Consider the following 24,647-nt stretch of genomic DNA (forward strand, 5'->3'; position numbering starts at 1 on the left):
CAGATGGATGTTTTTGTACATGAAACAGCTATAGTTGATGAGGGTAGTAAAGTAGGGAGCCATACAAAAATCTGGCACTTTTCTCACATTATGAGCGGTGCTAAAATAGGAGAAAACTGTAATATAGGGCAAAATGTAATGATTGCTGCGGGAGTGGCAATAGGTAATAATGTTAAGATACAAAATAATGTATCAATATATGATGGGGTTATTTTGGAAGATGATGTGTTTGTTGGACCTTCGGCTGTTTTTACCAATGTTAAAAACCCCAGAAGTTTTATCAATCGAAAGCACGAATTTAAATTAACTAAAGTAGCCAAAGGAGCTACAATAGGAGCAAATGCTACGATTGTATGTGGTAATATGATTGGGGCATACGCTATGATCGGAGCAGGAGCTGTAATTACAAAAGATGTTGTACCTTATGCTTTAATGATAGGTAATCCAGCTATACAGACAGGTTGGGTTAGTGAAGCGGGAATTAAGCTGCAATTAGATCGGAATAACTATGCCATCTGTACAGAAACAGGAGAAAAATACAGGCTTGAAAACAATCAGATCATAAAACTGTATTCATGAAAAGGCATAATAAAAAAATTAAATTTGCCCTATTGGGGTATGGACATATAGGAAAGCGACATGCGGATCTTATTGTACAAGACCCTAATGCAGAATTAACAGCTATCATAGATATAGATCCTTTTCACCAAGAAAATGCCTTAGAATTCAAAGTTCCTTTATTTACGCATTTATCTGAATTTCTAAATTCAGGTATTCTTACAGATGTAGTAAACATCTGTACGCCAAATGGGCTACATGCAAATCAGGCAATACAATGTCTAGAAAATCATAAGCATGTTATTATAGAAAAACCAATCGCCTTAACAAAAGAAGAGGCTCTTAAAGTACAGAAAACATCAATAAAATACCATAAACATGCATTTCCTGTGGTGCAGAATAGATATTCACCAGTCATAAAATGGGTAAAAGAAATATTAGAAGAACAAGTGTTAGGTGAAATATTTATGGTACAGCTTAACTGTTTTTGGAACCGAGATGAGAGATATTATATACCTGGGAGTTGGCATGGGTCATTAAATTTAGATGGAGGGCCATTATATACGCAGTTTTCACATTTCATTGATGTATTATTATGGATGTTTGGAGATATCACCAACATTAACTCTAAATTTCTGAACTTTAATCATGAATATCTTACCCAGTTTGAGGATAGTGGTATTATATCGTTTGATTTTAAAAAACAAGGTGTTGGGGTCTTAAATTATTCAACATCTGTTTTTGGTGCTAATTTTGAGAGTAGCATGACCATTATAGGAGCAAAAGGTGTAATTAAAATTGGAGGTCAATACATGAATGAGATTAGCTATTGCAATGTCGATGGACTTGAAATACCTTCTTTTGATAGTACGGCCCCTGCAAATAATTATGGTATATATCAAGGGTCTGCTGCCAATCATCAATTTTTAATTAGTAATGTAATCAATGTTTTAAACGGTATAGAAGCACCTCATGTTGCTTTGGAAGACGGAATAAGAGTTGTGGATACCATAGAACGTATATATATAGGACGGACTCAAAATGAAAAAATGGAAGTAACAAATGATGGTTTTACTTTATATAATTAAAATATCACTATAATTGAATATGAATAACGAAGCAGAAAAAAGTAGTAGTTATAGTCAGGACGAAGAGATTTCCATAAAAGAACTCATAATAAAAATTCAAGGATGGTGGCATTATTTGTGGAGCAAAAAGTGGACAATCCTTATAGCAGGATTAGTAGGAGGAGCTTTAGGTTTAGCTTATACATTTATTAAAAAACCTGTATATACCGCATCTACTACATTTGTCTTAGAAAGTGGTGATAAAGCGGGAGGCTTATCTGCCTATGCTGGGCTGGCTTCTATGGTGGGAATAGACTTAGGAGGAGGTGGAGGTGGCATTTTCCAGGGTGATAACATTTTAGAGTTGTATAAATCGCGTACTATGATACAAAAGACTTTATTAAGTCCGGTAAATGTTACATCTAAAGAGCCTTTAATAGAGAGGTATATTAAATTAAATAAGTTAAAAGATAAGTGGAAAAAACCTGAACTAAAGAATTTAAAATATATTATAGATAGTTTGTCTGAGAGCGGGTTTAAAGAAAAAGATGAAAAAGATAAACGCCTTTTGGATAGTGTAATGGGAGAAGTGGTTGAAGATATTAACCAAAAGTATCTAAGTGTAGGGAAACCAGATAAGAAATTAGCCATTATTAAAGTGGATGTAAGTTCTGAAGATGAAGAATTTGCTAAGCAGTTTAATGAAGAACTGGTAAAAAACGTTAACGACTTTTATATACAGACTAAAACCAAGAAATCTTTAGAAAATATTGCAATATTACAACGTAAAACCGATTCGGTTAGAAAGGTAATGAATGGTGCCATTTATTCTGCGGCAGTAGTGGCAGATGCTACACCTAATCTAAATCCAACTAGGCAGGTACAACGAGCAGCCCCTGTACAAAAAGCACAATTTTCAGCAGAAACTAATAAGGCTATTTTAGGAGAATTGGTTAAAAATCTGGAAATGTCAAAAATGGCCTTAATGAGAGAAACGCCCCTTATACAAGTAGTAGATAAACCGGTTTACCCATTACATGAAGAAAAATTAGGAAAAGTTAAGGGAACGGCCCTTGGTGGCATTATTTTTGGGTTCCTTTCAGTTTTGGTAATTATAACCAAAAGACTGTACAATCTTATTATTAATAGCTAAATGAACATACTAAGTCTTATTGGACGCTCTGCAGAGTTATTTGTAGAAGATATTAGAAAAAATGAAGAGGAACTTACGTCTATAGTACATGCTTCCCGTTTTTTGGTTTTAGGAGGAGCAGGATCAATTGGTCAGGCAACGGTTAAAGAGATTTTTAAGAGAAACCCGCAAAAACTACATGTGGTTGATATCTCAGAAAATAATTTGGTTGAACTGGTTAGGGATATTAGGAGTTCATTTGGTTATATCAGTGGCGATTTTCAGACCTTTGCCCTAGATATCAGTTCTATAGAATACGATACTTTTATAGAAGCAGATGGAGCATATGATTATGTTTTGAATCTTTCTGCTTTGAAACATGTAAGATCAGAAAAAGACCCTTATACTTTAATGCGTATGATTGATGTAAATGTTTTTAATACAGAAAAAACTATTAATCAGTCTATAGCGAAAGGTGCTAAAAAATATTTCTGTGTTTCAACAGATAAAGCAGCGAATCCGGTAAATATGATGGGGGCATCAAAACGCATTATGGAAATGTTTCTGATGCGTAAATCGTTAGAAATAAATATTTCAACTGCCCGCTTTGCCAATGTTGCTTTTTCTGACGGATCATTGTTGCATGGGTTCAATCAGCGAATTCAAAAACGCCAGCCTATTGTGGCACCAAATGATATTAAGCGTTATTTTGTAATTCCTAAAGAATCGGGAGAGCTGTGCTTAATGTCATGTATTTTTGGTGATAACAGAGATATCTTTTTCCCAAAACTAAGCGAAGAATTACACCTGATTACCTTTGCAGAGATTGCTGTAAAATATCTTAAACAACTGGGCTATGAGCCTTATCTGTGTCGCGATGAAGAAGAGGCCAGAGAGAAAATTCATACTATGCCAGAGCAGGGTAAATGGCCGTGCCTATTTACAGAAAGTGATACAACTGGCGAAAAGGATTTTGAAGAGTTCTTTACAGATAATGAAGTTCTAGATTTAGATAGATTCTATAATCTGGGTGTAATTAAAAACGAAGCCATTTTTGATCAGAACAAGCTGCGGTATTTTGAAAACAGAATAGACAGTATGAAAAGAGCTAGGAAATGGGATAAAGGAGAAATAGTAGATTTATTTCATGAAATGATTCCTGATTTTGGGCACAAAGAAACAGGTAAGTATCTGGATGCAAAAATGTAGATGATTTATGGAGACTAAATATCAGGAGTTAACCTCATTTATTAAAGAAAAATTTCCTAATCAGGATTTTATACCCTTACATGCTCCCTCGTTTTTAGGAAACGAAAAAAAATACGTTGCAGATGCCATAGACTCAACTTTTGTTTCATCGGTAGGTGCATACGTTAATCGTTTTGAAGAAATGATGTGCAATATTACGGGTGCAAAATATGCGATTGCAATTGTAAACGGAACCAATGCTCTACATTTAGCCTTAGTACTTGCTGGTGTCGATCCTGGAGATGAGGTCCTTTCCCAAAGCCTAACCTTTATAGCTACCGCTAATGCAATTAGCTATATTGGAGCTAAACCGGTTTTTGTGGATGTTGACAGGGATACTATGGGAATGTCACCGCTAGCCTTGCAACAATTTCTGAGTCAGAATGCCGAAAAAAAGGCAGATGGCTTTACTTATAACAAAAAGACAGGAAAGAGAATTGCAGCATGTGTGCCTATGCATACTTTTGGTTTACCATGCAGGATGGATGAGTTGATTGCCATTTGTAATGAATGGAATATATTTCTAATTGAAGATGCTGCAGAATCCTTAGGCAGCTATTATAAAAGTAAGCACACAGGTACATTAGGTAAAATAGGTACATTTAGTTTTAATGGAAATAAAACGGTAACCTGTGGAGGTGGCGGAGCTTTGGTGACCAACGATGAAGAACTGGCTAAAAGAGCAAAACATTTAAGCACACAGGCAAAAGTTCCACATAAATGGGAATTTGTGCATGATGCTATTGGATACAACTATCGTATGCCTAACTTAAATGCAGCTTTAGCTTGTGCACAATTAGAACAGCTTAATACATTTATTGCAAATAAAAGAGAACTTACAGAAGCATACCGTCAGTTTTGTGCAATGCACAATATACAGCTGGTTACAGAAATAGAAGATACAAAATCTAATTACTGGTTAAATGCAATCCTTTTGAATAATAGAGAAGAGAGAGAAGAGTTTTTAACCTATACAAATACCAATGGAGTAATGACAAGACCAATCTGGCAATTAATGAATAAGCTTATGATGTTTCGGGATTGCCAGCACGATGGATTAGAAAACAGTAATTGGCTTGCAGAAAGGATAGTTAATATTCCAAGTAGCTATCGACCTTTGTAAGATGAAAAAAGATTTGATTTTAATAGGTGGGGGAGGGCATTGTAAATCGTGCATAGATGTAATTGAGCAGACAGAAGAATTTAATATTGTCGGAATTTTAGATAAAAAAGAACTGACAGGAAATAAAATACTGTCTTACGATATTATAGGGACCGATGAAGATATATTAAAATTCAAAAAATGCTCTTTTTTAATTACCGTAGGTCAGATCAAAAGCAGTGCAGTAAGAAGAAACATATACCATAACCTTGTTGCAAACGAATTAAACTTAGCCACGGTGATTTCACCAAGGGCCTATGTTTCAAAACATGCAAGTATAGGAAAAGGAACCATTGTTATGCATGATGCCATGATAAACTCGGCAGTAACTGTTGGTTGTAATTGCATTATAAATACTAAGGCATTGATAGAGCATGATACGGTAGTAGGTAATCATTGTCATATTTCAACATCAGCGGTGTTAAATGGCAATTGTAAAATAGGAGACGATGTTTTTATGGGGAGTAATGCAACGTTGGCAAATCAGATTATAGTTACAGATGAAGTAATTGTAGGCGCAGGTGTAACTGTGATAAAGAATATTAACAGTAAAGGGATTTATACAGGGTAATACGGTTAAATAAATTAAGGATGAAGAAACATACGGTGATAATTGCTGAAGCAGGTGTAAATCATAACGGTTCATTTGAAAATGCGTTAAAGCTGGTAGATGCGGCTGTTAGTGCTGGAGTTGATTATGTGAAATTCCAAACATTTAAAGCAGAGGCTTTGGTGTCAAAAGATGCAAAAAAAGCCGAATATCAGGTACAGAATACAGGAAATGCAAGTGATACACAATTGCAGATGCTGAAAAAACTGGAACTCTCAGCCAAAGATCACGAAGAATTGATAAAGTATTGTCAAAGCAAGCAGATCAAATTTTTCTCAACAGCTTTTGACTTAGGCTCACTTCAGTACTTAAAAGACCTTGGCCTTGAATTGGTAAAAATACCTTCAGGAGAGATCACCAATTTACCTTATTTACGTAAAGCTGCTAAATTATTTAAAGAGGTTATTTTATCTACAGGCATGGCTACCATGGATGAAATACAAGCAGCGTTGCAGGTGTTTACCGAAAATGGTGTAACTAAAGATAGAATAACCATTTTGCATTGCAATACAGAATATCCAACCCCAATGGATGATGTAAACCTTAAAGCCATGCTAAGCATCGGGAGTACTTTTGGTACACAGATAGGTTACTCAGACCATACATTAGGTATAGAAGTGCCTATTGCTTCAGTAGCTTTGGGTGCAACTATTGTTGAAAAACATTTTACCCTTGATAAATCAATGGAAGGCCCAGATCATGCGGCGTCATTAGAACCGCATGAATTAACTGCCATGGTTAAAGCCATAAGAAATATAGAAGCTGCTGTTTCAGGCTCAGGACTTAAAGAACCTAGCAAATCAGAATTAAAAAATATAGCAATAGCCCGCAAAAGCATCGTGGCTAAAAAAGATATTAAAAAAGGAGAGACTTTTACCGAAGAAAATCTGACCGTTAAGAGACCGGGAGATGGTATATCTCCTATGCAGTGGGATCAAATTATAGGTAAAAAAGCGGCATTTGACTTTTTAGCAGATGACCTAATCAAGCTGAAATGAGAAAAGTTTGTGTAATAACAGCAACAAGAGCAGAATATGGTCTGTTAAAACCTTTGATGAGAAAGATCAGCGAAGAGAATGACTATGCACTTCAGATTTTAGCTACGGGAGCGCATCTTTCTCCCGAATTTGGATTGACCTATAAACATATAGAAGATGATGGTTTTACGATAGACAGTAAAGTTGAAATGCTTCTATCGGCAGACACTGACCCAGGCATAGTGAAATCTATGGGCCTGGGAATGATAGGGTATGCAGATGCATTTACGCAATTAAAACCAGATGCGATTGTTATTTTAGGAGACAGATATGAAATGTTAGCTGTTGCTGCAGCAGCAAGTATATTTAAAATCCCTATTATACATCTGCATGGTGGAGAGGTTACTGAAGGAGCGTACGATGATGCGATAAGGCATGCCATTACCAAATTAAGTTATTTGCACTTTACCTCAACCGAAGAATATAAAAATCGAGTTATACAAATGGGTGAAGAGCCTGGCAGAGTATTTAATGTTGGTGCCATAGGCTTAGATAATATTGTTAACCAGCAGACCTTAAGCAGACCGGAATTAGAAAAAGAACTGGGTATAACTTTTAAGAAGCATAATTACCAGATTACATTTCATCCAGAGACACTGGCAGAAAAAAGTTCCAAAGAGCAATTTGAAGAACTTTTAACGGCAATAAGCCGGCAAAAAGATAGCCTGTTTATATTTACCAAAGCCAATGCAGACTCAGACGGGAGAATTATTAATCAAATGATAGATGAATATGTAAAAAACAATCCCGACCATGCGGTGGCATTTACATCTTTAGGGTCATTTAAATTCCTTTCTCTATTAAAATGTTGTGATGCTATTGTTGGTAATAGTTCGAGTGGTATTATAGAAGCGCCTTCATTAGGTATACAAACCATAAACATTGGTGAAAGACAAAGAGGAAGAATACAGGCGTCAAGTGTAATCAACTGCGCAGCTAGTTCTTCAGCTATTGCTAATGCATTTGAGCAGGTTAAGCAAGATAGAAAAGAGGAGAATATTGTTACCAACCCTTATGGCAATGGAAATACCACAGAAAAAATTTACAACCTGTTAAAAGAAAAATTGAACCATAAGCCAGGAGCTAAAACCTTTTATGATAAAGTATGAAAGAAATAGTAGCAAGACATACCATTGATCAGACCCAATCCGTAAGAGAAGCATTAATCAGGTTAGATGAAATTGCTCCTGATTCGATCTTGTTTGTTACGGATACTAATAAAAAACTATTGGGTTCGCTAACTGATGGAGATCTGAGAAGAGGTTTTATTAAAGGTCTGGATTTTTCTAATCGTTTATTAGATTTTGTACAACCGCATCCGGTTTATATAGAAGAAGGAAATTATCCTTTGTCTGAAATAGAAAATTTCAGGAAAAATATGCTCAAGGTAATTCCTATTGTAAATCAGGAAAAGATTATAGTAGATATTTTAAGTTTCAGAACAAGGAAGTCGATTATTCTTGCAGATGCTGTGATTATGGCCGGTGGCGAAGGTAAGCGTTTAAGACCTTTAACCGAAAATACCCCTAAACCTTTATTAAAAGTAGGAGAAAAGCCTATTATAGAGTATAACATAGACCGACTCATTAATGTAGGCATAGAAAAAATAAATATCAGTATTAACTATTTAGGAGAGCAAATAGAAGAATACTTTGGAACCGGAACCGGAAAAGGAGTCCGAATCAATTACCTGAAAGAAGAAATGCCTTTAGGTACAATAGGATCCATTTTATTGGTAGATAATGTAGAAAATGACGATATCATTGTTATGAACAGTGATCTGTTAACCAATATAGATTTTGTGGATTTCTTTAAAACATACCGTGATTCCGGAGCGGACATGGCAGTAGCAGCTACAACCTACCATGTAGATGTACCTTATGCTGTACTTGAACTGGGCGAAGGGAGTGCGGTAAAATCTCTTAAAGAAAAACCAAGGTATACATACTACTCCAATGCAGGGATTTATATCCTTAAGAAGCACTTGTTAAAGCTTATTCCGCAAAATAAGTTCTTTGACATTACAGACTTGATGGATAAGATATTGGAGATGAATTTAAAATTAGTTACTTATCCTATCAATGGCTACTGGTTAGATATTGGTAAACACGAAGACTTTAAAAAAGCACAGGAAGATATAAAACACTTAAGACTTTAATGATGGAAAATTTTGTTTTGATAATAGGTTTGGGTTCTATGGGTAAGAGAAGAGTAAGAAATCTTCAGGCCTTAGGAATGAAAAATATTATAGGCTTTGATTTAAAAGAGAGTAGACGAAATCAAGCAGAGGGAGAATATGGAATTGCCACCACAGATGATTTCGAAAAAGTATTAAGTGAAAATAAAATTGATGCTTTTGTAATTTCTGTACCACCTGATGTGCATCATATTTACATGAAAAAAGCAATAGAATTGGGCATTCCGGCATTTATAGAAGCTAGTGTAGTGGATACCGATTTTGATCAGATGATAGCAGAAGCGAATAAAAAAGGTGTGCTTTTGGCACCCTCATGTACTCTATATTTTCACCCAGCCATTAAGAAAATATCAGAGATTGTAAAAAATAAAGCGCTCGGTAAGATTTCCAATTTCCTTTATCATTCGGGTCAGTATTTGCCTGACTGGCATACTTATGAAGCTGTAAGTGATTATTACGTTTCCCAAAAAGAAACAGGTGGTGGCAGAGAAATTGTTCCTTTTGAATTAACGTGGATTACACTCCTATTAGGCCTTCCGAGTAGAGTAGTAGGTTTTTTTAAGAAAGCAATTGATATAGATGGTGCTTCAGATATTGATGATACCTACAATCTGCTGATGGATTATAATTCAATGATCTTTAATTTATCTGTAGATGTGGTATCCAGATATGCTACCAGAAGAATGGTGATAAATGGAGATCAAAAACAATTATATTGGAACTGGGATGATAACTGTATTAAAATCTTTGATCCGCTAAAAGGCGATTGGGAGATCATCAATTACGATACTGTGGCAGCTCAGGACGGGTACAATAAAAACATTACCGAGCAGATGTATATAGACGAAATGGATGCTTTCTTTAAAGCAGCAGACAAAAAGATATCTTTTCCAAATTCTTTGGAAAAAGACCATGACGTTTTAAAAATATTATACGCTGTAGAGAAATCAGATAACGAAAACCAAATTCAAACACTGTAATGGTAGGTTTATTTATTACAGCCAGATTAGGATCAACTAGGCTTTCTCGAAAGCACTTAATAGAAGCTGCTGGACAACCATTTATTAAATGGCTTACCAACAGGTATGCTCATCAGTTTAAAGAAGAAATTAAAAACGGAGTATTAAAGATCTTCATTACAACATCAGTTAGTCCGGAAAACAAAACATTTGAACAAGTTTTTTCTGGAGATCAGGTTTCGGTATTTTATGGATCTGATGAAAATATACCGCTCAGACATCTTGAATGTGCAAGAGCAAATAACATAGAATATATTATTTCAATTGACGGAGATGATATTTTATGCTCAACAGAAGCTGCAGTAAAAGTAATAGAAAAGCTTCAACAAGGCAGAGAAATTGCGCAGACTAAAGGGTTACCCTTAGGCATGAATGTTATGGGATATCGGGCAGATTTTCTGGAAAAATGCCTTACAGGTAAAGAGCTTTCAAAACTAGAAACAGGTTGGGGAAAAATCTTTGAAAAAGGAAATACAGAAACCATAGAGATAGCGGGCTATGAACAAGCAACAGACCTGAGAATGACTCTTGATTATGAAGATGATGCTACTTTTTTTAAAGAAGTGATTACTCACATAGGAAATAAGATAATTGATATAAGCGATGCAGAGCTGGTGTGTGAGATTATTAAAAACAGCTGGCAAAATATAAATAAAGGCCTGAACGAAACATATTGGGCAAACTTTAATCAGCAAAAAAACGAGGAACAATAATATGGACGAACAATATTCAAAAAAATTGCATGATCTTATACCAGGAGGAGCGCATACTTACTCAAGAGGTGATGATCAATTTCCTTCAAACGCACCTTCAATATTAGAGCGTGGAGAAGGGGCTTATGTGTATGATCCGGATGGTAAAAAATATCTAGATTATGGCATGGGGCTTCGTTCGGTAAATATAGGCTATGGAAATAAAGAAATAGCAGATGCATGTTATCAGGAGATCATGAAAGGTAATAACCTTACAAGAGCTTCTATTACTGAACTTCGTGCAGCAGAGTTGATAACAGATCTTATCCCATCTGTAGAGATGGTTAAATTTGCTAAACACGGTTCAACAGTTACAACTGCGGCTGTTAAACTGGCCAGAGCCTATACCGGGAAAAAATATATCGCTATTCCGGCAGAACAACCATTCTTTTCTTTTGATGATTGGTTTATTGGTTCAACAGTAATGGATAGGGGTATTCCTGAAGAAGGAGGAAAATATACATTAAGATTTAACTATAATAATATTGCTTCTTTACACGAATTATTTGATAAATATCCTGGAGAAATTGCTGCGGTAATGTTAGAAGCTACTACAACAGTTGAACCTCAGAATGATTTCCTGCATCAGGTTAAGTCTTTATGCCATCAAAATGGCGCCGTGTTTATTATTGATGAAATGATTACCGGTTTTCGTTGGGATCTTCGGGGCGCACAGACTTATTTTAACATCGAGCCAGACCTTTGTACCTTCGGAAAAGCGATGGCTAATGGGTTTGCAGTAGCGGCATTAGGTGGTAAACGCGAGATTATGAAGATAGGAGGTATCCTAGAAGAAGGAGCAGAAAGATTATTCCTAACTTCTACTACCCATGGTGCTGAAATGAGTGCATTAGGAGCCTTTATTAAAACAGTAGAAATATTACAAAGAGATAATGTGGTTAACCATTTCTGGCAATTTGGAGAGCAGCTTAAAACAGGAATGAATAATATAGCTAAAGATCTTGGGCTTGAACATAATTTTATGGTTGAAGGTTATGCCTGTTCACCAAATTATGTGGTTAAAGATAATAATGGTAATGTATCGTTGCCTTTAAGAACTTTATATGCACAGGAAATGGTTAGCAATGGTGTACTAATGCCATATTTAGCACTTTCTTATGCACATCAGCAAGAAGAGTTAGAATTAACTTTAAACGCTGTAAGAAACTCATTAGAAGTTGTTAAAAAAGCAGTTGACGGTGATATTAATGAATATCTGAAATCAAAAGTAATTAAACCTGTTTTCAGAAAATACAATTAATACCTAAAAGTAATTTTATTATAGTAAGTAGATGAGTTCCTTAGAAAACAAAGTAATTATAATTACCGGTTCATCAGGATTATTAGGCCAGCTTGCTACAGCAGACCTGATAAAAAAAGGAGCTAAGGTAATAGGTACAGACATACACCGCACAGATTTTAAAGATAACAACTTTGATTTTTTTGAAGGAAATATTTCTGAGAAAGAAGATATAGACCGATTAATAACCTATGCTAAGGCTACTTATAATCGCATAGACGGATTGGTAAATCTGGCATATCCAAGAACAAGCGACTGGGGTACAAAATTCGAGGAAATTCCTTACACTTCATGGCAAAAAAATGTAGATATGCAGCTAAATGCTGTCTTTTATATTTGTCAGCAGGTATTGGAAATCATGAAACAACAAAACTCAGGAGCTATTGTAAATATTGCATCTATTTACGGAGTTGTAGGTAATGATTTTTCGCTGTATCAGGAATACGGAGGAACTTCTCCGGCAGCATATTCGGCCATTAAAGGGGGGATCATTAATTTTTCCAGGTATTTAGCTTCATATTATGGTAAGAACAATGTAAGAGTAAACTGTGTTTCGCCCGGAGGTATTATTGATGAAAAACAGCAGCATCCATCATTTATAAAGCGGTATAGCGATAAATCACCTTTAGGCAGAATGGGAAGACCAGAAGAAATAGCTCCGGCAATTAGTTTCCTGCTGTCAGATGATGCTTCATTTATAACAGGTCACAATCTGATGGTAGATGGAGGATGGACGAGTATTTAAATAATTATTGAATGAAAATATTAATTACCGGGGTTGCCGGTTTCATAGGATTTCACTTAACTCAAAGCCTTCTTAAATTAGGGCATGAAATAGCAGGTATAGACAATCTCAATGATTATTATGATATTTCATTAAAAGAAAATAGGCTTGCAATACTTAAAAATCACAATAATTTTAAATTTAGTAAAATTGATTTGTGTGAGTATGATAACCTGAATAAATTGGTTGAGAATGAAAAACCCTCATTAATTATTAATCTGGCAGCACAAGCTGGTGTACGTTATTCTATTACTAACCCGTTAGCTTATCAAAAGTCAAATTTAGAGGGTTTTTTGAATGTTCTTGAAATTTGCAGGCAAAACAGTATAAATAAACTCGTTTATGCCTCAAGCTCATCTGTTTACGGCAATAGCGATAAAGAATTCTTTTCTGAAAAAGATAATGTTGACACCCCTATATCATTATATGCTGCAACCAAAAAAGCAAATGAGTTAATGGCATACACTTATAGTCATTTATATGGAATAAACTCTATTGGATTGAGGTTTTTTACTGTTTATGGTCCATTTGGGCGGCCAGATATGGCATATTTTAAGTTTTTAAATATGTTATACGAGGAAAAACCGATAGATATTTATGGAGGTGGAGAACTTTACAGAGACTTTACTTATATAGATGATATTATAACTGGAATTGTTGCTTCATTAGAGGCGGTGAACCATGAACCTTACAGTGTGATCAATTTAGGTAATAATACACCTGTAAAACTAATGGACTATATTCATATAATAGAGGGCATTACAGGTAAAGAATTTTTAAAAAATTATCTTCCTGAGCAACCAGGAGATGTTAAGCGTACTTCAGCAAACATAGATAAAGCAACACAAAAATTAAACTATAGCCCAAAAACTGATATAAAACATGGTATGGAGGCTTTTATTAAATGGTATAAAGAATATTACCAGATATAAATGACCTGGATAGCGGATTTCATATTGGGTATTCTGATTATACTCTGCTTTTACTTATCACCAATAAGGATTATACAGTATTACATTGCATTTGCAGCAACAGCGGATGAGTATTTTTCTGCTGTTGTTTTAATCTGTGTTTTGCCGGTTGTATTTTATAAAGTACTAAAAGATAAATCCACTCACTTAAAAATAACTAAAATTACCCTGCTGCTCATTTTCTGGGTAGCCTATGCCTCTCTTACAATTTTCTGGGCAATAGATTACTTCAGGTATTTTACTGAAATTGTCCAGCTTATTATTTCAGCGCTCTTGATGTATCTGATTTATACCCTGGTAGATACAAGAGAAAAATTGACCCAAATCTTTAATGGACTTGTTGTTGCGGGTGTAATGCTTGCATTGTTAAGCATTGTTAATTATAATGAATACCAGTCATCAGCCATTAATTACTATGCTATTATAGCATTATTTACACTAATTATCTACCCCTTATCAAGATATCAGAAACTACTGGAAAAAAAAACAATAGGGGTATTTATATGTGTTTTTTTAGGGTTATTGATTATTCATATTCATGATTCCAGAGCAGCCTTAGGTTTAGGAGGACTGATAATTATCTGGAGGGTTTTCTGGCTGAACAAAATGAATAAGAAGCTGAAATACTTCCTGGTAATCACAGCTGTATTGGCAGTTTCTATATATGCATTAGGCTATTTATTAAATACAGATTACTTTCTGGACATAACAGATACAGAAAGTAACTTTTCTAATTTAGAGAGAATTGCGTTATTACAGCAAGCTTGGGATTTGTTTCTGGTACACCCCTTTGGAATGGGGCAGGGAGCAAGTAATAATGTATTTATGAATTCAACCTATACTGTATTAAGTTATCCGCATCCCCATAATACTTTCGCCCATCTGTTAACAGAGCTGGGGTTTGTTGGCTTAATTATTTATTTAACTCTCCTTGTCCATATTTTTCGCTCGTGGATAAAAGCCAATAAGGTAAAAGATCTGAATGAAACCAACTACCAGATTTTTATTGGCCTTGGTCTTTCTTTAGCAATTCTGTTTGCTTATTCCTTTTTTGAAGATTTTTTATTTAACGGAGTTTTTAACCTTTATATATTCACATTTATAGGCATTTGTTTAGCCATGAAGAACTTACTGGTTGCTAATGATTAAGAAGGTTACAAAAATATTTACTACATCCCTTTTAGGAAAGATATTAGGCTTTTTAAGGATACAATTACTAACGGTATTTTTTGGTGCTAACTATCTTACTGATGCCATTATATTAGTGACTAATATTTATTGGTTTTGGTCCAATAATATTGTAGATTCTTTATTTTCAAATACATTAATTCCTCGGGTGGCAAAGCATGGTAAACGTAAAATGCAGATTGTTGAAGCCATTCGTACCATATCCGCAGTAAATGTATTGTCTATTTTTTTAGGAATATCAGTCATTTTCTTTTCAAAGGGAATATTACATGTTTTTGCACCCGGGGCGAATGATGAACTGTATATGCACAGCAATCATCTGATGCTCTTAATGTTTCCATTGCTTTTTCTGATACCATTAACAGAGATATTTACGCTCTTGAACCAGTACAATGAAAAGTTTTTCATTTCAGCATCTAATATGACTATCTGGAACTTGTTCCAGATTATTGCTATTCTTATTGTTTATTATTTTTTCCGTGTAGATCTACTTCTGTATGTGTATGCTATCTGTACAGTTCTCTCTTATTTGGCTACGTCATTTATGCAGCTATCTTCAATAGATTATAGAAATAATTTTCCTTTAAAACATTTATTTCATATTTCTTTAAGGCACTTTAAGAGAAGCATATTACATAATTTTAGCTATTTCCTATCCACTGTATTTCTACAAGTAAATCTTTATGTAAACTTTGCTTTTATAGCATCGTTAGGGGCGGGAGCCATAACAATATATAATAACATTATTAAAATACCTGATGTTATACAATCGTTGGTAATGACCTCGTTCACAATTTTATTTTTTAATGAAATTGCAAATTCAAAGGATAAAATAGTTCCGCACTTTAAAAAATTTACCTTATTTATTTTTGTTATAACGATTGGCCTTTATATTGCTTGTTCTTTTTACGGAAAAGAATTTTTGTATTTAATTTTTACTAAGAAAGTATTTGACCCGTTTCCGGAAACGGGAGCGGTGTTGATGTTTGCCACAATAAATATTTATTTTTTAGGCAAATTCCTGCTTTTAATTAAAACAGCTATTATAGAGAACAGAGGGAAATATTTATTAAAAATGACCTTTATTGCATGCTTGTTAAATGTTGCACTTAATTATTTTTTGGTTGATAAATATGGAATGATGGGAGTAGTTATCTCAACCCTTTCTGTTCACATTGTTTTATCGCAAACAGTTCAGGTTATTATGCTGAAATTTAGAAAAGAACTCTCATGGGTCTACCTGTTTGATCTCCTGCTAATAACAGTTTTTGTATTTACATTATTAAAGTATAATTAAACATATATGTGTGGAATAATTGGATTTTACGACACCAGCGAAAAAGCTTTACCCATACTTGATAAACTTATTGACAATTTACACCATAGAGGACCTGATGGAGATGGAAAGATCTTAAAAGATGGTTATGCCTTTGGTCATGTGCGGTTAAGTTTAGTGGATCTTACTTCCGGAGCACAGCCCATTATTTTTCAGGAACTGACTATCGTATTTAACGGAGAGATTTACAATCATAAAGAACTGAGAGCCCAGTTAATTAAAGATGGATATAAATTTGAGACAACTTCAGATACAGAGGTATTGTTAAAACTTTTTCATCAGAAAGGTCCGCAATGTATAGACCTCTTAAATGGTATCTTTGCTTTTTCAATATATAATGCTTTAACAGGTGAAGTTTTTTTAGGGCGTGATTTATTTGGTATAAAACCACTGTATTATATTAATACAGCATCTGATTTTGCTTTTGCTTCTGAATGGAAAACCTTATTTACTTATATAAAAGAGAAGAAAATTCCATATGTAATTAATCAGAAGGCCTTAACAGAGTATTTTACACATGGTTATCCATATAGAGAAAAACTGATAGAAGAAATACAAACTGTACAAAGAGGGGCTGTAATTCGATTTAAACGGGAAACGCAACCAGAGATTGTATATCGGATGCAGTTAAATGACAGCCGAAACTCATCGTTAGAGGATATAGAAAGCGTTTTATCTAAACAGGTAGAACTGGAATTAGATGCTGATGTTGAAGTGGGTGTGTTATTAAGCGGAGGGATAGACTCGTCTCTTGTAACCTATTTTGCATCTAAGCTTAAGAAAAAAATAAAGACTTTTTCAATTGGTTATGCAGAAGGAAAAAGATACGATGAAACAAAATATGCAAAAATAGTTTCAGAGAAATTTGGCACAGACCATCATATATTTACTTTCTCAGAAGATGATCTCTTAAACGAACTGCCTCAGCTTATAGACTGTCTCGATCAGCCTGTATATGATCCGGCCATGTTGCCTTTACTGTTTCTTTCAAAAAATGTTAAGAAACACGTAAAAGCGGCACTTTCGGGTGATGGAGGCGATGAGTTATTTGGTGGCTACACCCATTACAGGGTTTTAAAATATAAGCCGTTGTTTGGCTTTGCTCATAAAATACTACGCACACTGGCACCGCATAATAACAAGGTAAAAACCTTGGGTAACATGCTAAATGATATTCATAAACCCAAAGGACCATTTATGTATAATCTTAGCCTGTTAAATTATGAGCCGGAAACACATGAGGTAAATAAAACCTGGCGACAAACGATGTATGAAGAAATAGATACTACATTGCAGAAAAAACTCTTGGTTAAAACAGATCTGAGCTCTATGTACTACGGACTTGAAATCAGGGTCCCGTTTTTAAATAAACAATTGTTTGAACTTTCTAAAGGGCTTCCAACTGCTAATTTTATAAACCTTTTATATGGTAAAACAGGATTAAGAAAGCTGGTGAAGAAATATGTGAATGGAGATATTGCTTACAAACCCAAAAAAGGATTTAGAGTGCCATTAAATAGCTGGATCAGAAGCTCTAAATTAGGAAGCCATATTGAGCATACGCTTGAAACTACTAATGTTATCCCTGAAAATGTAATAACTAAAGAACATATAAACTGGTTATTAGCAAATAAGAATTCTTTAGAGCTGGGAAATGAAATCTTTTCTCTTTACATACTTAACGAATGGTTAAAAAAACATCAAATAATTATTAATGAAAATACTCCAAATTAGAGGCGCTTTTGAAGATAACGGACCTGGTTCTCAAACATTGACTATATCTGAAGAATTAAGGAAACGTGGACATGATGTTGTGTTATGTTGCAGCGGGGGTATGTTAGTGCCTAAGATTAAATCTAAGGGATTTCAGGTGTCAATAATACCAGAGCTAGCCATTGATAAAAGAAACTTATTCAGTGTAATTAAAGCAATAAAAGCCTTACGAAGTTTTCTTAAAGAAAACGAGGTAGAAATCGTTCACGCACATAATGCAGCTACCTTGTATCTTGCTTACATTGCCAGCCGTTTCTTATCAGTAAAAAAGAAAATCAAATTTTTTCATAGTTGCAGGGGAGTTGAACTTAGAGAAAATTATCAATGGCGAAACTGGATATATAAAGGTTATCCTGCGCATCTGTTTGCTGTGTGTGAGTTTACACAGAATATTCTGATGTCTTTTGGTGTAAAAAAAGAACAAATTACGATTACTTATAATGGAGTTGATCTGGAGAGATTTGATATCTCAAAAATAGAAGAGAGACGTAAAACAATCAGAAAAGAATTAAATATACCTGAAGATGCTTTTGTTGTGGGAATAATAGGAAGGATGGGAGTTAAAGGCCACGATATTCTTATTAAGGCATTTAATCTGCTATACAAGAAATACGATAATTTATATACAGTACTGGTAGGAGAAGGTGAAACTTTTGAGAGTAATAATAAACTGGCAAAAGATTTGGGTATAATTGACAGAACAATCTTTACGGGCTTTAGAACAGATGCAGAAATGCTAAATGCGGGGTTTGATATTTTTGCATTATTATCAACAGAGGGAGAAATGTTCCCTAATGCAATTTTAGAATCAATGGCCTATGGACATCCTTTCATCGCCAGCAGATTAAGTGGTATTCCGGAAATGGCCAAAAACAACGAAGGATTTTTGGTAGCCATTGGAAATGAACAGGAGGTTGCAGAAAGAATAGAAGAGCTAATTAAGGATACCGATTTACGCTATAAAATGGGTAAGCAGGCAAGAGAAAGCGTAATCAATGTTTTTAATATTGTAAAAGTTGTAGATAAAATTGAGAATGCTTATCAATAAGAAAAAGCTGGTTTTTGTTTGCTATGGAGGAGGGCACATAGAGCTCGTTAAATCGGTAATTCCGACACTGGTTAAAGAGAAGATATTTGAGATTATTTTAATTCCTCTTACTACTGCAGTAAAAGCATTGCCTAAAGAAGGAATAGAAGGAGTTAGAATTATACCATTACCAGAATTCATACACTTGTTTGATGAGAATATAGACCAGATTCTTGAATACGGTCTTTCATTATTTGAAGAGAATTATAATCCTGAATTGGGATTAAGAAAAAGCGATACTATTTTTTACCTGGGGCTTTCTTTGTTTGATGCGGTTACAGAATATGGTAAGGAGGAAGCACTTAATCGCTATAAAAAAATGGGCCGACAAAGTTTTTTACCTATAGAAAGCCTTAAAACAATATTTAAATTTCTAAATCCTGATCTGGTTTTTACAACTAATTCGCCAAGATTTGAAGCAGCAGCTTTGGCAGCAGCAAAAGAGCTAAAGATTAAATCCATGCAGTTATTGGATCTTTTTGGAGATGGATATCCCCTGCCTTCAGCAGATTACATAGGTGTATTGAATGAAAGCGTTGTAAACAAGCTTAAAAATAAGGGGATAGAAAAAGAAATTTTACCTGTTGGTCAGCCGGTGTTTGATGATACTGTGAAGCAGGTTCAAAAGATCGATAGAGTAACATTACGTAATAAATTAAATATCCCTTCATCTTCATGGTTAATTTTGTTTTGCCCCACCTTATATTATGTATGGAATGATAACCTTACAATTAAAGAGATAAGAGATCTGGACCTGATCAATCAGCCAATGTTCAGAATTTTGAATCAACTTATAGAAACCAATAACATAAGTGTGTTGTTAAGGCCACATCCTGTAAGTGATTCTATAAATAATTATCTTCCATATATACAGGATAAAAAGGGGTACTACTATTATGATAACAATGAACTGGGGATATTAGAAGCTATTGCTCTTTGTGATTTATGTTTAACCTACAATTCTACGGTAGCAGTTCAGGCCCTGGTTTGTGATAAGAAGGTTGTAACCTATAACTATGACCCTGATCAGAGTTATTTCTGGCCTGAGTTTACTCAGCCACCTTTTAAATATGCTCCTGATTATGAAGCATTGAATGCTGTACTAAGTCAGACTATAAAAGAAGAGATAAATAAACAAGAGTATGATCATTTCTATAAAAATGGTGCAGCTCATAAAATTTTAGATATTCTGAAAGATAAATTATGGAATTCTTAATTATAGAGAATACGCCGGAAAGGGCTCAGATCTATGACAAAATTGGCGTAGAGCGAATTTTTATAGATCTGGAAACCTTAGGAAAAACAGAAAGACAAGGACATCTTGATACGGTAATAAGCCTGCATCACTCTATAGCTGATATTTCAAAAGTAAAAGCGGTATTAAATAAAAGCCTTCTTTTAGTCAGAACTAATCCCATACATTCGGGAAGCCAGAAAGAGATTGACCAGATTGTTAATGAAGGTGCAGATATAGTAATGTTGCCCTATTTTAAAACGGTACAAGAAGTCCAGAAATTTATTAAGATTGTTAACAAAAGAGCTAAGGTTTGCCTTTTAATTGAAACGCCAGAAGCATTGGTAAGAATAGATGATATTTTAGCTGTTGAAGGGATAGATGAAGTACATATAGGGCTTAATGACCTTCATTTGGGACTTAATCTTCAGTTTATGTTTGAATTATTAAGCTGTGGTCTGGTTGATTATATGGTGCAAAAGATCAAGCAAAAAAAAATTAGGTTTGGTATAGGGGGAATTGCAAGCTTGTCTGGTGGTAAGATATCAGGTAAAGAAGTACTGGCAGAACATGTGCGCTTAGGTTCTTCTATGGTAATATTATCGAGAACCTTTGTTAAACAGTTTGATAACGATATAGAGAATCTTGAAAAAGAAATTAATGCGATAAGAAGCCAGGAAATAAAATATAATACCTTAAATCAAATAGAATTGGAGCAACACCATATTCAATTTAAGCAAAAAATTAACCAAATAGTTAATAAACTAATTGGACCCTTTAGCTAATATTACTTGGCTAAATGTTTTAAAAATGATCTTTAAATATAGCTTAAAGCTATAGTTATCAACATATTCTAAGTCCAATCTGATGGTTTCTTCTAAACTAAGGTTACTTCTGCCACTTACCTGAGATAAACCAGTTATTCCAGGCTTTACTAGGCTCCTTTTAACCCATTGTTCACTGGTATAGTCTATCTCTTGAATAGGAGTATCAGGTCTGGGGCCTACCAGACTCATATCACCTAAAAGTACATTTAAAAGCTGTGGTAGTTCATCAATACTGGTTTTCCTAATAAACTTCCCAACCTTTGTAATTCTAGAATCTGCATTGTTTTTGGTAACAAAAGAACCTCGCAGTTTCATCAGTTCTTCCTTGCTCAACTCTTTGCTAACAGAGCTCACATCGCCGGCAAAGCGTTTAGTATCTGTAAACATTGATCTGAATTTATAAATCTTAAAATTAATCCGATTTTTCCCTACCCTTACCTGTCTGAAAAAAACAGGACCCCTAGAGTCAATTTTAATAAGTAAAGCCACTATAATTAATATAGGCAAAAGTATTACGAGCGCAATAAAAGATAGAAGCTTATCAAAAAATAAAATCATTATTGGAGAAGAAACAATATCGCAAAGACGACTAAACCATTATATTTGCAAATATATAAAAATAATATGTGCGGAATAGCTGGTTTAGTTAGTAAAGAAGGATACAGTGCTTCTGTAATTAAGGATTTTGCAGCGTCAATTCATCATAGAGGGCCTGACGATTTTGGTTTTTTTGAGTATAACAATTCATTTATTCTCAATACAAGACTTTCCATTATTGATATTGCCAGTGGCCATCAGCCTTTTATTTCTGAAGATGGGAATATTGCTTTGGTTCAAAATGGTGAAATCTATAATTATATAGAGCTTAAAGAAGAGCTAAGCGCTAAGGGATTTCAGTTTAAAACTAATTCAGATACTGAGGTACTCCTAATTGCATATCAGGCTTTTGGTAGTGAGTTTGTTAAGAAGTTAAATGGCATGTTCGCAATAGCGATCATAGATAAACTGCAAAATAAAGTATTGCTTTATCGGGACAGGTTAGGTGTTAAGCCTTTATACATCTATCAGAAAAATGACAATATTTTATTTTCATCGGAGATAAAAACTTTTTTACGGTACAAAGATTTTGACGGAACTATAAGTAACCAATCTATCCATAATTATTTGATCTATAATTATGTGCCAATACCAGGAACAATCTTTAAATATGTAAATCATGTTTTACCCGGACATTTTTACAGTATAGACTTAAATAGCTACAAAATAGAAAAGGTTAAGTACTGGGAAATAGAGAACACTGCTGAAGACGAGCCTAAATCAGATGCTGAATATTTAGAAGAAATAGATAAACTTTTATTAGATGCCACTAAAATTAGATTAAGAAGCGATGTGCCAGTTGGAGCATTTCTTAGTGGAGGATTAGATTCGAGTTTGATATGTGCATACATGAGTCAAATTACTGGACAGCCATTTAATACTTATACCATAGGTTTTAAAGAAAAAGAATTTGATGAGTCGGCATATGCTAAGTATATCGCATCTAAATACAGCTTAAATTATAATGAAAAAACGCTGGAAGCAGATATAGTAGACTTATGGGCTAAAACAACCTGGTATAATGATCAACCACATGGAGATATTTCTTTTATCCCAACCTATATAGTTGCTGGTTTTGCCGCTCAGGATCACAAGTTGGTGCTAACTGGCGATGGGGGGGATGAGTTATTTGCAGGTTACCTTAAATATTTATCCTTAGAGGAATATGATTGTGCATCAAAAGACTTTTTCGATTCTATTTCCTTATTTAAAGAAGGAGGCTACATCAATGAGCTTTACACAGATGCTTTTAAAGAAACTATTAATGATGAAGGAGCTTTTCAGCTTTTTATTGATGTAATTTCCAGATCTTCCAATAAGGATAAAATAAATCAGGCGCTTTATTTTGATACTGTGCAATTACTTCCGGGTAACAATCTGGTAAAGCCAGATAAAATGGCTATGGCTAATTCATTGGAAACAAGAAGTCCGTTTTTAGATTACAGGTTCTTTGAAATGATGATGAAAGTTCCAGGTAATAAAAAACTTCAGAATAAGGATACTAAATATATTCTTAAGAAGCTTGCTTTACGTCATTTCTCTGAAGAGCATGTATATAGAAAGAAACAGATGTTTACTGTTCCGGTTGGTGAATGGTTTAAAAATAAATTAAGCTCCTTTTTAATAAATACTTTATCCAGTGAAAGCTTTAAATCAAGAAATATCTTTAAACAAGATCTCATTGTTAAAATGATGAATGACCATATTGAAGGGACAAAGAACTATACACGTGAATTGCGTGCAATAGTAAACCTTGAAATATGGTTCAGGCAATTTATAGACGAAAAATAAAGGAATTGTAAGTTAGCAGGGGTTCTAGTACCTGCTAACTTCATCTAAATAAGCCATATTTTCTGCCGACAGGCTAAGTTCGGTAGCTTTTAATAATTCATTAAGTTGAGCTGGATTAGTTGCACTTGTAATGGCAGATGTTATGCTCTTTTTTGAAATTAACCAGGCAATTGCTATTGTTGCTTCTGTAACCTGATATTCCTGAGCAATAGAAGTTAACCCATTTATAATTCTGGCCCCTCGCTCATTTAAGTATTTTTTCATGCGATTTCCTCTTTCGCTCTTTTCGGGATCAACGCCTTTGTAGTATTTACCCGTTAAAAAGCCAGCTGCGAGAGAAAAATATGTAATTACTCCTAGATTGTATTTCAAACACGTTTGTTCAAAATCACGTTCATAATTCTCTCTGTCATACAAGTTATATTCAGGCTGTAAAGATTGGTAGGTTGGTAGATTATTTTCAACAGAGGTTTGAAGGGATAATATTAATCGTTCTTTAGAAAAATTAGAGGCTCCTATCCAGCGTACCTTTCCTGCTTTGATCAGATGTTCATATGCATTTAACGTTTCTTCAATAGGAGTGTTCATATCATCATAATGAGATTGATATAAATCAATGTAGTCTGTACTTAACCTTTGTAAAGAATCCTCAACAGCTTCAATAATATATTTCGAGCTTAAACCTTTTCTGTCATTACTCATTATACCGCCAACTTTAGTAGCAATAATAATAGAATCTCTGTTTTTGTGTTTTTTAAGCCAATTTCCAATTATTGTTTCAGATTCTCCTCCTTTATTGCCTGGTTTCCATGTAGAATAAACATCGGCTGTGTCTATAAAATTATGACCCTTTCCTACATATATATTAAGGAGTTCAAAGGATTCTTTTTCTCCTATTGTCCAGCCAAAAACATTACCTCCAAATGCGATTTGACTAACTTCTAAATCCGTATTACCTAATAACTTTTTCACAATTT

23 protein-coding genes are annotated in these 24,647 nt (G+C 34.3%); 21 read left to right on the forward strand and 2 right to left on the reverse strand.

Going from position 1 to position 24,647, the window contains the following annotated elements; genetic code table 11:
- The first annotated feature begins 3 nt into the window (after positions 1-3).
- Genes ACLHG9_RS13740 through ACLHG9_RS13835 form a run of 20 tightly spaced genes read left to right on the forward strand, consistent with a single transcriptional unit; the run spans position 4 to position 21,240 of the window.
- Positions 4-579, forward strand: a complete 576-nt coding sequence (locus tag ACLHG9_RS13740) for a DapH/DapD/GlmU-related protein (RefSeq protein ID WP_410222072.1) — start codon at positions 4-6, stop codon at positions 577-579.
- Positions 576-1,646: a Gfo/Idh/MocA family protein gene (locus ACLHG9_RS13745; protein WP_410222073.1), complete on the forward strand. Its 1,071-nt coding sequence runs from the start codon at positions 576-578 to the stop codon at positions 1,644-1,646. Before ACLHG9_RS13740 ends, ACLHG9_RS13745 begins: the two co-directional genes overlap by 4 nt.
- Before the next feature lie 19 nt (positions 1,647-1,665).
- Positions 1,666-2,778, forward strand: coding sequence for a Wzz/FepE/Etk N-terminal domain-containing protein (locus ACLHG9_RS13750; RefSeq protein WP_410222074.1), 1,113 nt, complete (start codon positions 1,666-1,668; stop codon positions 2,776-2,778).
- Positions 2,779-3,966, forward strand: a complete 1,188-nt coding sequence (locus ACLHG9_RS13755; RefSeq protein ID WP_410222075.1) for a UDP-N-acetylglucosamine 4,6-dehydratase — start codon at positions 2,779-2,781, stop codon at positions 3,964-3,966.
- Positions 3,967-3,973: 7 nt separating this feature from the next.
- Positions 3,974-5,128 (forward strand): LegC family aminotransferase, encoded by a 1,155-nt coding sequence (locus ACLHG9_RS13760; RefSeq protein ID WP_410222076.1) that lies wholly within the window; start codon positions 3,974-3,976, stop codon positions 5,126-5,128.
- Between the two features lies 1 nt (position 5,129).
- Positions 5,130-5,738 carry an acetyltransferase gene (locus tag ACLHG9_RS13765; protein WP_410222077.1) on the forward strand — a complete coding sequence of 203 codons (609 nt, stop codon included), beginning with the start codon at positions 5,130-5,132 and terminating at the stop codon, positions 5,736-5,738.
- A 20-nt stretch (positions 5,739-5,758) separates the two neighbouring features.
- Positions 5,759-6,775 (forward strand): N-acetylneuraminate synthase, encoded by a 1,017-nt coding sequence (gene neuB / locus ACLHG9_RS13770; protein ID WP_410222078.1) that lies wholly within the window; start codon positions 5,759-5,761, stop codon positions 6,773-6,775.
- The gene (gene neuC, locus ACLHG9_RS13775) at positions 6,772-7,923 is read left to right on the forward strand and encodes a UDP-N-acetylglucosamine 2-epimerase (RefSeq protein ID WP_410222079.1); all 1,152 of its coding nucleotides are present in this window, start codon (positions 6,772-6,774) and stop codon (positions 7,921-7,923) included. The genes neuB and neuC overlap by 4 nt, the downstream gene beginning before the upstream one ends.
- Complete coding sequence (locus tag ACLHG9_RS13780; RefSeq protein ID WP_410222080.1) at positions 7,920-8,972, forward strand: nucleotidyltransferase family protein; 1,053 nt, start codon at positions 7,920-7,922, stop codon at positions 8,970-8,972. The genes neuC and ACLHG9_RS13780 overlap by 4 nt, the downstream gene beginning before the upstream one ends.
- The gene (locus ACLHG9_RS13785) at positions 8,972-9,991 is read left to right on the forward strand and encodes a Gfo/Idh/MocA family protein (RefSeq protein ID WP_410222081.1); all 1,020 of its coding nucleotides are present in this window, start codon (positions 8,972-8,974) and stop codon (positions 9,989-9,991) included. Before ACLHG9_RS13780 ends, ACLHG9_RS13785 begins: the two co-directional genes overlap by 1 nt.
- Positions 9,991-10,743, forward strand: coding sequence for a cytidylyltransferase domain-containing protein (locus ACLHG9_RS13790; RefSeq protein ID WP_410222082.1), 753 nt, complete (start codon positions 9,991-9,993; stop codon positions 10,741-10,743). The genes ACLHG9_RS13785 and ACLHG9_RS13790 overlap by 1 nt, the downstream gene beginning before the upstream one ends.
- Before the next feature lies 1 nt (position 10,744).
- Complete coding sequence (locus ACLHG9_RS13795) at positions 10,745-12,043, forward strand: glutamate-1-semialdehyde 2,1-aminomutase (RefSeq protein ID WP_410222083.1); 1,299 nt, start codon at positions 10,745-10,747, stop codon at positions 12,041-12,043.
- Between the two features lie 31 nt (positions 12,044-12,074).
- On the forward strand, positions 12,075-12,827 hold the full coding sequence (locus ACLHG9_RS13800) for an SDR family oxidoreductase (protein WP_410222084.1): 753 nt from the start codon (positions 12,075-12,077) through the stop codon (positions 12,825-12,827).
- Positions 12,828-12,838: 11 nt separating this feature from the next.
- Positions 12,839-13,798, forward strand: a complete 960-nt coding sequence (locus ACLHG9_RS13805; protein WP_410222085.1) for an NAD-dependent epimerase/dehydratase family protein — start codon at positions 12,839-12,841, stop codon at positions 13,796-13,798.
- Entirely contained in the window at positions 13,799-14,986 is a 1,188-nt protein-coding gene (locus ACLHG9_RS13810; protein ID WP_410222086.1) for an O-antigen ligase family protein, read from the forward strand. It abuts the gene before it with no gap.
- Positions 14,979-16,322 carry a lipid II flippase MurJ gene (locus ACLHG9_RS13815; RefSeq protein WP_410222087.1) on the forward strand — a complete coding sequence of 448 codons (1,344 nt, stop codon included), beginning with the start codon at positions 14,979-14,981 and terminating at the stop codon, positions 16,320-16,322. Before ACLHG9_RS13810 ends, ACLHG9_RS13815 begins: the two co-directional genes overlap by 8 nt.
- A gap of 6 nt (positions 16,323-16,328) precedes the next feature.
- A complete protein-coding gene (asnB, locus tag ACLHG9_RS13820) occupies positions 16,329-18,095 on the forward strand; it encodes an asparagine synthase (glutamine-hydrolyzing) (RefSeq protein ID WP_410222088.1) in 1,767 nt (588 codons plus the stop codon).
- Positions 18,076-19,182 (forward strand): glycosyltransferase, encoded by a 1,107-nt coding sequence (locus ACLHG9_RS13825; RefSeq protein WP_410222089.1) that lies wholly within the window; start codon positions 18,076-18,078, stop codon positions 19,180-19,182. The genes asnB (ACLHG9_RS13820) and ACLHG9_RS13825 overlap by 20 nt, the downstream gene beginning before the upstream one ends.
- Entirely contained in the window at positions 19,169-20,437 is a 1,269-nt protein-coding gene (locus tag ACLHG9_RS13830) for a CDP-glycerol glycerophosphotransferase family protein (RefSeq protein ID WP_410222090.1), read from the forward strand. Before ACLHG9_RS13825 ends, ACLHG9_RS13830 begins: the two co-directional genes overlap by 14 nt.
- Positions 20,425-21,240, forward strand: coding sequence for an aldolase/citrate lyase family protein (locus ACLHG9_RS13835; protein WP_410222091.1), 816 nt, complete (start codon positions 20,425-20,427; stop codon positions 21,238-21,240). Before ACLHG9_RS13830 ends, ACLHG9_RS13835 begins: the two co-directional genes overlap by 13 nt.
- Here the strand turns inward: ACLHG9_RS13835 and ACLHG9_RS13840 are convergent.
- The gene (locus ACLHG9_RS13840) at positions 21,220-21,840 is read right to left on the reverse strand and encodes a sugar transferase (protein WP_410222092.1); all 621 of its coding nucleotides are present in this window, start codon (positions 21,838-21,840) and stop codon (positions 21,220-21,222) included. The genes ACLHG9_RS13835 and ACLHG9_RS13840 overlap by 21 nt on opposite strands.
- Positions 21,841-21,906: 66 nt before the next feature.
- Here ACLHG9_RS13840 and asnB (ACLHG9_RS13845) point away from each other — a divergent pair, with 66 nt between their 5' ends.
- The gene (asnB, locus tag ACLHG9_RS13845) at positions 21,907-23,670 is read left to right on the forward strand and encodes an asparagine synthase (glutamine-hydrolyzing) (RefSeq protein ID WP_410222093.1); all 1,764 of its coding nucleotides are present in this window, start codon (positions 21,907-21,909) and stop codon (positions 23,668-23,670) included.
- Positions 23,671-23,694: 24 nt separating this feature from the next.
- Here asnB (ACLHG9_RS13845) and ACLHG9_RS13850 read toward each other — a convergent pair whose 3' ends face one another.
- Positions 23,695-24,642 (reverse strand): aldo/keto reductase, encoded by a 948-nt coding sequence (locus ACLHG9_RS13850; protein WP_410222094.1) that lies wholly within the window; start codon positions 24,640-24,642, stop codon positions 23,695-23,697.
- Positions 24,643-24,647: the final 5 nt, after the last annotated feature.

The sequence above is a fragment of the Pedobacter sp. genome (assembly GCF_046462515.1).
In the GTDB taxonomy this organism is placed as follows: Bacteria; Bacteroidota; Bacteroidia; order Sphingobacteriales; family Sphingobacteriaceae; genus Pedobacter.

Excerpts from the sequence above, each read along its gene's own strand:
- ACLHG9_RS13800 (WP_410222084.1), top strand. The coding sequence starts at position 12,075 with ATGAGTTCCTTAGAAAACAAAGTAATTATAATTACCGGTTCATCAGGA.
- ACLHG9_RS13815 (WP_410222087.1), top strand. The coding sequence starts at position 14,979 with ATGATTAAGAAGGTTACAAAAATATTTACTACATCCCTTTTAGGAAAG.
- ACLHG9_RS13810 (WP_410222086.1), top strand. The coding sequence starts at position 13,799 with ATGACCTGGATAGCGGATTTCATATTGGGTATTCTGATTATACTCTGC.
- ACLHG9_RS13745 (WP_410222073.1), top strand. The coding sequence starts at position 576 with ATGAAAAGGCATAATAAAAAAATTAAATTTGCCCTATTGGGGTATGGA.
- ACLHG9_RS13780 (WP_410222080.1), top strand. The coding sequence starts at position 7,920 with ATGAAAGAAATAGTAGCAAGACATACCATTGATCAGACCCAATCCGTA.
- asnB (WP_410222093.1), top strand. The coding sequence starts at position 21,907 with ATGTGCGGAATAGCTGGTTTAGTTAGTAAAGAAGGATACAGTGCTTCT.
- asnB (WP_410222088.1), top strand. The coding sequence starts at position 16,329 with ATGTGTGGAATAATTGGATTTTACGACACCAGCGAAAAAGCTTTACCC.
- ACLHG9_RS13830 (WP_410222090.1), top strand. The coding sequence starts at position 19,169 with ATGCTTATCAATAAGAAAAAGCTGGTTTTTGTTTGCTATGGAGGAGGG.
- ACLHG9_RS13750 (WP_410222074.1), top strand. The coding sequence starts at position 1,666 with ATGAATAACGAAGCAGAAAAAAGTAGTAGTTATAGTCAGGACGAAGAG.
- ACLHG9_RS13760 (WP_410222076.1), top strand. The coding sequence starts at position 3,974 with ATGGAGACTAAATATCAGGAGTTAACCTCATTTATTAAAGAAAAATTT.
- ACLHG9_RS13825 (WP_410222089.1), top strand. The coding sequence starts at position 18,076 with ATGAAAATACTCCAAATTAGAGGCGCTTTTGAAGATAACGGACCTGGT.
- ACLHG9_RS13795 (WP_410222083.1), top strand. The coding sequence starts at position 10,745 with ATGGACGAACAATATTCAAAAAAATTGCATGATCTTATACCAGGAGGA.
- ACLHG9_RS13755 (WP_410222075.1), top strand. The coding sequence starts at position 2,779 with ATGAACATACTAAGTCTTATTGGACGCTCTGCAGAGTTATTTGTAGAA.
- ACLHG9_RS13790 (WP_410222082.1), top strand. The coding sequence starts at position 9,991 with ATGGTAGGTTTATTTATTACAGCCAGATTAGGATCAACTAGGCTTTCT.
- ACLHG9_RS13805 (WP_410222085.1), top strand. The coding sequence starts at position 12,839 with ATGAAAATATTAATTACCGGGGTTGCCGGTTTCATAGGATTTCACTTA.
- ACLHG9_RS13835 (WP_410222091.1), top strand. The coding sequence starts at position 20,425 with ATGGAATTCTTAATTATAGAGAATACGCCGGAAAGGGCTCAGATCTAT.
- ACLHG9_RS13740 (WP_410222072.1), top strand. The coding sequence starts at position 4 with ATGGATGTTTTTGTACATGAAACAGCTATAGTTGATGAGGGTAGTAAA.
- ACLHG9_RS13785 (WP_410222081.1), top strand. The coding sequence starts at position 8,972 with ATGATGGAAAATTTTGTTTTGATAATAGGTTTGGGTTCTATGGGTAAG.
- neuB (WP_410222078.1), top strand. The coding sequence starts at position 5,759 with ATGAAGAAACATACGGTGATAATTGCTGAAGCAGGTGTAAATCATAAC.
- ACLHG9_RS13765 (WP_410222077.1), top strand. The coding sequence starts at position 5,130 with ATGAAAAAAGATTTGATTTTAATAGGTGGGGGAGGGCATTGTAAATCG.
- neuC (WP_410222079.1), top strand. The coding sequence starts at position 6,772 with ATGAGAAAAGTTTGTGTAATAACAGCAACAAGAGCAGAATATGGTCTG.
- ACLHG9_RS13840 (WP_410222092.1), bottom strand. The coding sequence starts at position 21,840 with ATGATTTTATTTTTTGATAAGCTTCTATCTTTTATTGCGCTCGTAATA.